This window comes from Paenibacillus sp. Mc5Re-14 (assembly GCF_001049835.1).
In the GTDB taxonomy this organism is placed as follows: domain Bacteria; phylum Bacillota; class Bacilli; order Paenibacillales; family Paenibacillaceae; genus Paenibacillus; species Paenibacillus polymyxa_C.
In genome coordinates this window covers 1603126-1610000 of sequence record NZ_CVPD01000001.1, presented here as the reverse complement: position 1 = coordinate 1610000, position 6875 = coordinate 1603126, and the positions used below count along the sequence as shown (strand labels likewise).

Here is a 6875-nt window from a genome sequence, read left to right as displayed (position 1 = left end):
TAAGTCGGGACCTAAGGCGAGGCCGATAGGCGTAGTCGAAGGACAACAGGTAGAAATTCCTGTACCACCGTAATCCGCTATGAGCGATGGGGTGACGCAGTAGGGTAGTGACGCGGACTGATGGATGTCCGTCTAAGCAGTGAGGCTGATGTGTAGGCAAATCCGCACATCGTTAAGGCTGGGCTGTGATGGGGAGCGAAAATTGTAGTAGCGAAGGTCATGATCTCAGACTGCCAAGAAAAGCCTCTAGCCAGGAGAAGGTGCCCGTACCGCAAACCGACACAGGTAGGCGAGAAGAGAATTCTAAGGCGCGCGGAAGAACTCTCGTTAAGGAACTCGGCAAAATGACCCCGTAACTTCGGGAGAAGGGGTGCCTCGGTAGGGTGAATAGCCCGAGGGGGCCGCAGTGAAAAGGCCCAAGCGACTGTTTAGCAAAAACACAGGTCTGTGCGAAGCCGCAAGGCGAAGTATACGGGCTGACGCCTGCCCGGTGCTGGAAGGTTAAGGGGAGTGGTAAGCTCTTCGGGGCGAAGCTATGAACCGAAGCCCCAGTAAACGGCGGCCGTAACTATAACGGTCCTAAGGTAGCGAAATTCCTTGTCAGGTAAATTCTGACCCGCACGAATGGCGTAACGACTTGGGCGCTGTCTCAACGAGAGATCCGGTGAAATTTTAATACCTGTGAAGATGCAGGTTACCCGCGACAAGACGGAAAGACCCCATGGAGCTTTACTGCAGCTTGATATTGAATTTGGGTACGATCTGTACAGGATAGGTGGGAGCCGTTGAACCTTGAGCGCCAGCTTGAGGGGAGGCATCCTTGGGATACCACCCTGATCGTATCTAGGTTCTAACTTGGTACCGTAATCCGGTACGAGGACAGTGTCAGGTGGGCAGTTTGACTGGGGCGGTCGCCTCCTAAAGAGTAACGGAGGCGCCCCAAGGTTCCCTCAGAATGGTTGGAAATCATTCGAAGAGTGCAAAGGCAGAAGGGAGCTTGACTGCGAGACCTACAAGTCGAGCAGGGACGAAAGTCGGGCTTAGTGATCCGGTGGTACCGCATGGAAGGGCCATCGCTCAACGGATAAAAGCTACCCTGGGGATAACAGGCTTATCTCCCCCAAGAGTCCACATCGACGGGGAGGTTTGGCACCTCGATGTCGGCTCATCGCATCCTGGGGCTGAAGTAGGTCCCAAGGGTTGGGCTGTTCGCCCATTAAAGCGGTACGCGAGCTGGGTTCAGAACGTCGTGAGACAGTTCGGTCCCTATCTGTCGTGGGCGTAGGAAATTTGAGAGGAGCTGTCCTTAGTACGAGAGGACCGGGATGGACGTACCGCTGGTGTACCAGTTGTTCCGCCAGGAGCACCGCTGGGTAGCTATGTACGGAAGGGATAAGCGCTGAAAGCATCTAAGCGTGAAGCCCCCCTCAAGATGAGATTTCCCAATTAGTAAGACCCCTTGAAGACGACGAGGTAGATAGGTTGGGGGTGGAAGTGCAGTAATGCATGGAGCTGACCAATACTAATCGGTCGAGGGCTTATCCTAAAGATAAGGCGCAAGGAAGTTTCGGATCCAGTTTTCAGGGTGTAACCTTGAAGTTAGAATTTGCGAGGCAAATTCATGTTTGGTGGCGATAGCGGAGGGGTTCCACACGTACCCATCCCGAACACGACCGTTAAGCCCTCCAGCGCCGATGGTACTTGGACCGCAGGGTCCTGGGAGAGTAGGACGTTGCCAAGCAACAAGTAAAAAAGATCATGATCTCACTGAGATCATGATCTTTTTTTTGTGTTAAATTTCAGTAGTATTTTTTATTAGAGTAAGTTAGTTATAAGTTCGACTGAATATGTGGATATTAGCTAGTAAATAGATAGACATTTTTTTAAGAAAATTAGTACCAGGTATTAGTATCTGGTGTTATAATATGAATAAGAATTATAAAGGAGAGTGATCAGAATGTTGAATTCAAAAGCAAAGTTAACGGCCCTTGGCACTTATGTACCTGAACGGATTTTAACGAACGCCGACTTGGAGAAGCTTGTGGAAACTAGTGACGAGTGGATTGTACAACGAACGGGTATGCGGGAACGACGAATCGCGGCTGAAGATCAGTACGTATCTGATTTATGTATACAAGCTATTAAACGTATGGTTAACCTTTATAACGTAAATGTGAACGATGTTGACATGATCATTGTAGCGACAAGTACACCTGATTACTATTTTCCAAGTACGGCTTCCCGTATTCAGGCTTATTTTAATATTCCAAATACAGGATCAATGGATGTTAGTGCTGCATGCGCAGGCTTTGCCTATGGACTTCATTTGGCAAATGGTCTTATTACGGGTGGTCTACATCGTAAGGTTCTAGTGATTGGAGCAGAGACATTATCCAAAATTACAGATTATACCGACCGGACGACATGTGTTCTTTTTGGAGATGGAGCAGGAGTCGCACTTGTTGAATATGACGAGGATGAAGGATCATTTTTGACCGCAGATATAGGAACCTTTGGGCAAGGTGGAGCACATCTTTACCGCGCAGGATTATCTAACTATTTGGATGGAGAGAAGCTGCAAGATAATGGTTTTATTGCTCAAAATGGACGTGAAGTTTATAAATGGGCTGTACGCTCTGTTCCAGCTGGCATCGAAAGATTAATGGATAAGGCAAATATGGAGAAGGAAGATCTTGACTGGTTTGTACCTCATAGCGCTAATCTGAGAATGATTGAGTCCATATGTGAAAAAAGTACAGTACCTTTAGAAAAGACGCTGACGAGTGTAGAGTTTTATGGTAATACCTCGGCGGCGTCCATTCCGTTGGCTTTACAGTGTGGATTGGATGATGGGCGTTTAAGATATGGACAACATGTGGTGTTATATGGATTCGGGGGAGGCCTGACGTATGCGGGTCTGCTAATAAAATGGAGTGTGCCTGATTTGTAAGCTGTCTAATGCATAAGTAATAGTAATAGTGTGTAAAGATCATGTTGATAAAGAGACGTTGGTTGGCATTAGATTTATCGTAAGATGGCAGGATGGTATAATTAACATTATGAGAGAAAGGAGCGTAACATGAAGGTATTGGTATTGGCAGAAAAACCATCCGTGGCCAGAGAGATTGCACGTGTGATGGGCAGCCGAGAGAAGCATAAAAGTTATATAGAAGGACCTAAGTATGTAGTGACATGGGCTTTGGGTCATTTGGTCGGATTAGCAGAGCCTGAGGATTACGATTCTAAGTATGCGACTTGGAACTTGGAGGACTTGCCCATTCTTCCGAAGAACTCCAAGTTAAAGGTATTGCGGGAAAGTAATCATCAGTTCAAAGCTGTACAGCAGCTTATGAAACGACAGGACATTGGAGAACTTATCGTGGCAACAGATGCTGCTCGTGAAGGAGAACTGCTGGCACGATGGATTATACAAATGGCAAACTGGAAAAAGCCTTTCCGACGCTTATGGATTTCCTCGCAGACGGATAAGGCAATTAAGGCAGGTTTCGCGAAATTATTGCCTGGCCAGCAGTTTGATCGTTTATATGAATCGGCTCGCTGTAGGGCTGAAGCAGACTGGATGATTGGTCTCAATGTAACCCGCGCGTTAACGGTTCGTTATAACGCTCAGCTTTCGGCTGGAAGGGTACAGACACCGACACTGGGGATGATTATGGAACGTGAGAAAGAGATCACTCAGTTTCGTTCTCAGGAATATGATACTTTGACGGCTGATTTTGGCCATTTTCAGGCAACATGGCGGGCAGAAAATGGGGATTCACGTATGTTTGACCGTACTCAGGCAGAGACTTTGCGCCACAGGCTTGAGGGGGCCAAAGGTACAGTTGTGAGTGTTAAAAAGAGTGAAAAAAACGAGCCTCACCCGCTGGCGTATGACTTAACTGAGCTGCAACGAGATGCTAACCAGCGCTATGGCTTCTCAGCCAAACAGACGTCCAATGTTCTTCAGCGTCTGTATGAGCAGCATAAGCTGGTGACTTATCCACGTACAGATAGCCGTTATCTTACATCCGATATGGTGGATTCACTTAAGGAAAGACTCAGTAGCGTAGCAGTGGGTCCGTATGCTTCTTTAGCACGTCCGCTATTGCGTAACAAATTGCCAATCACAAAGCGGGTTGTGGACGACAGTAAAGTCACAGACCACCATGCGATTATACCTACTGAGCAGACATTATTACTTAATCAGTTAAGCCCAGAGGAACGTAAGCTGTATGATCTGATTGCACGCCGTTTTATCAGTTTGTTCTACCCACCTGCACGTTATGATGCTGTAGCTGTATCGGTCATGGTGGGGCAGGAAACATTTCAGGTCAAAGGTACAACCATAAAATATAGCGGTTGGCGTGCTGTATATGACGAAAGTCATTATGAATTGGACGATGAAGAGATAGATGATCGTGAAAATAATGGAGGGGGCGTTATTTTGCCTGAGCTGAAAAAAGGAGACTCCGTCCAATTGCAGCGTTGTATTGTACGAGCTGGACGAACGATGCCGCCGAAGCGTTATACAGAAGCAGCCCTGCTCGCTCAGATGGAAAAGCACGGCTTGGGTACACCAGCTACTCGTGCAGATCTGATCGAGAAACTCGTCAGCTCGGATACGATAGAGCGCCAGGGGAACGTAATGCATCCAACTGGCAAAGGCAAGCAACTGATCGAATTGGCGGCTCCACAGCTACGAACGCCCGAATTGACGGCACGTTGGGAAGCGGAGTTGGAACGGATTGCCCGTGGTCAAGGACAACCTGAGCCATTTTTGAATTCTATCCGTGCTATGGCGAAAGAATTGGTTTCTACTGTGAAAAATAGCAGCGCGGAGTACAAACCCCATAACGTAACGAATAGCCATTGTCCGGATTGTGGTACAAAGTTGTTGGAGAAAAAAGGGAAGAAAGGCAAGTTCCTTGTATGTCCAAGTGCGGATTGTGGTTACCGTCGTTCAGGGGAAAAACGCTTGTCCAATCGACGTTGTCCACAGTGTCATAAAAAAATGGAAATGAAAGAGGGCAAAGCAGGTCTGTATGTAAGATGCTTACCCTGCGGCATTACGGAGACGCTGGATAAGGACAAGCAACGGGTAAACAAACGGGAACAGCAAAAGCTAGTAAAACAGTTTGAAAAGAAGGATTCCTTTGGCTCCAGTTTGGGGGATTTGTTAAAAGCAGCAATGGAGCAAAAGCAGGGCGAATAAAGATTGGCCAGAACGTGCTATAAGCTACACAATTAGCAGGCGTATGTCGGTATAAAAAAGCTTACTCCTTGGCATGGTAATCCGAGGAGGTGAGTATTTATGCCCAAGCATAAGCCGCTTAAAATCAATAATCAGCAAAATAAATCAAGTATACTGGAGGAAGAAATCGCTGCTCATCCAGAGAAGCAAGCTAAATATCCTCCAAGCTTGAATGGGATTCCCAAACAGCAGTCTTGATGCTTCCTGTAAGGGAAAACGAATGGCTGTATAAGACCAGAACGATTGGAAACCAGATAAATTAGTTATCGGTCCCAGACTCTATTTTCTTGCATAAAAGAAGCAGCAGTACGGCGGTCAACCGTAACTGCTGCTTCTTTTTCATAATAAGGAAGTTGTATTTATTTGACTTGGAATGACTGCTCTTAGTATTCATTAAAGAAAGATTGAATTTGGTTCACATCGTGCGTTTGGGTCAAAGCGAGCATGAGCAAAATCCGTGCTTTTTGCGGATTGAGCGAATCAGTGGACACAAAGTTCGAAGCTGCGTCTTTTGTCGACGGAGACACAACTCCACTTCCTACGCGGGTAGAGCGGGCAATAATAACTCCTTTTTTACCTGCAGCCTCTGCGCCTTCTGAGGAGGTCTTGGACAAGGAACCATTACCGGAACCAGCGACCACTATACCCTTGGCACCAGCTGCTACGGCTGCATCATACAGGTAGCGACCGTTGTTTTGATATTCGTATAAAATATCTACTTGTGGTAGCTGGGTGAGATTAGAGATATCGAATACAGAAGAAGTTGTGTGCTTATGAGTGGATTTGTTGTAGTAGTATACTTGATCGCCTACTACAGCTCCAAGGTATCCCTGCTCTACAGACTTGAACGTATCGACTGCTGTTGTGTTTGTTTTCGTGATATATCTTGCTGCACCGATGCGATCGTTCAGCAGTACGAGTACACCCTGGCCTTTAGAGGCCGAAGCACCGGCAACTTTTACAGCATTATAAAGGTTGAATGGACCATCGGCACTGATGGCAGTAGCTGGGCGCATAGAGCCAACAACAACTACAGGCTTATCGCTCTTAACGACAAGATTGAGGAAGTAAGCCGTTTCTTCCAATGTATCTGTACCATGGGTAATGACAATACCATCTACATCGTCTCTGGCAAGCAGTTCGTTGGTGCGTTTGGCAAGTTTTAAGAGGATTTCATTATCAACGTCGGGGCTACCTACGTTAACCACTTGCTCACCACTGACATTTGCAATACTTTTCATCTCAGGAACGGCATTGATCAAGGTTTCAACACCTAATGCCCCTGCTTTGTAACCAGTTGTATCTGTGTTGACGGAGGATGATCCTGCAATGGTTCCTCCTGTGGCCAGTATTTTAATATTGGGTAAATGATTGGTTTGTTTGTCCGGAGTAGTAGTGGTAGTAACAGTAGATACCGTTGTGCTGGTTGTAGCTGCGGTCGCAGCGTTAGCAGTAAATCCACCACTCCATAAGGTACTTCCGAGAATAAAGCTGGCCAACAGGGGAATCATTGTCATTTTTTTCATGTTAGTCATATAAAGCTCCTCTCCAATCTTAAACCTTGAAATATTAATGATAGATTAACTGACAAAAATTTTGTCGAATACGTTAATATCACGCA

At 46.5% G+C, this 6875-nt stretch carries 4 protein-coding genes and 2 rRNA genes (1 of these 6 running past the window's edge); 5 read left to right on the top strand and 1 reads right to left on the bottom strand.

Features of this window, described 5'->3' with window-relative positions; translation table 11 throughout:
- The 5 genes from BN1546_RS07305 to BN1546_RS27255 form a co-directional block, all read left to right on the top strand.
- Positions 1-1546, top strand: a 23S ribosomal RNA gene (locus BN1546_RS07305) (it extends 1383 nt beyond the left edge of the window).
- A 78-nt stretch (positions 1547-1624) separates the two neighbouring features.
- Positions 1625-1741 (top strand): 5S ribosomal RNA (gene rrf, locus BN1546_RS07300).
- Positions 1742-1957: 216 nt separating this feature from the next.
- On the top strand, positions 1958-2950 hold the full coding sequence (locus BN1546_RS07295) for a ketoacyl-ACP synthase III (RefSeq protein ID WP_013369459.1): 993 nt from the start codon (positions 1958-1960) through the stop codon (positions 2948-2950).
- A gap of 129 nt (positions 2951-3079) precedes the next feature.
- Positions 3080-5215: a DNA topoisomerase III gene (locus BN1546_RS07290; RefSeq protein ID WP_090736869.1), complete on the top strand. Its 2136-nt coding sequence runs from the start codon at positions 3080-3082 to the stop codon at positions 5213-5215.
- Between the two features lie 99 nt (positions 5216-5314).
- Complete coding sequence (locus BN1546_RS27255; protein WP_016819760.1) at positions 5315-5452, top strand: hypothetical protein; 138 nt, start codon at positions 5315-5317, stop codon at positions 5450-5452.
- A 185-nt stretch (positions 5453-5637) separates the two neighbouring features.
- Here the strand turns inward: BN1546_RS27255 and BN1546_RS07285 are convergent, their stop codons facing one another.
- Positions 5638-6789, bottom strand: coding sequence for a type II asparaginase (locus tag BN1546_RS07285; RefSeq protein WP_090736867.1), 1152 nt, complete (start codon positions 6787-6789; stop codon positions 5638-5640).
- Positions 6790-6875 lie beyond the last annotated feature (86 nt).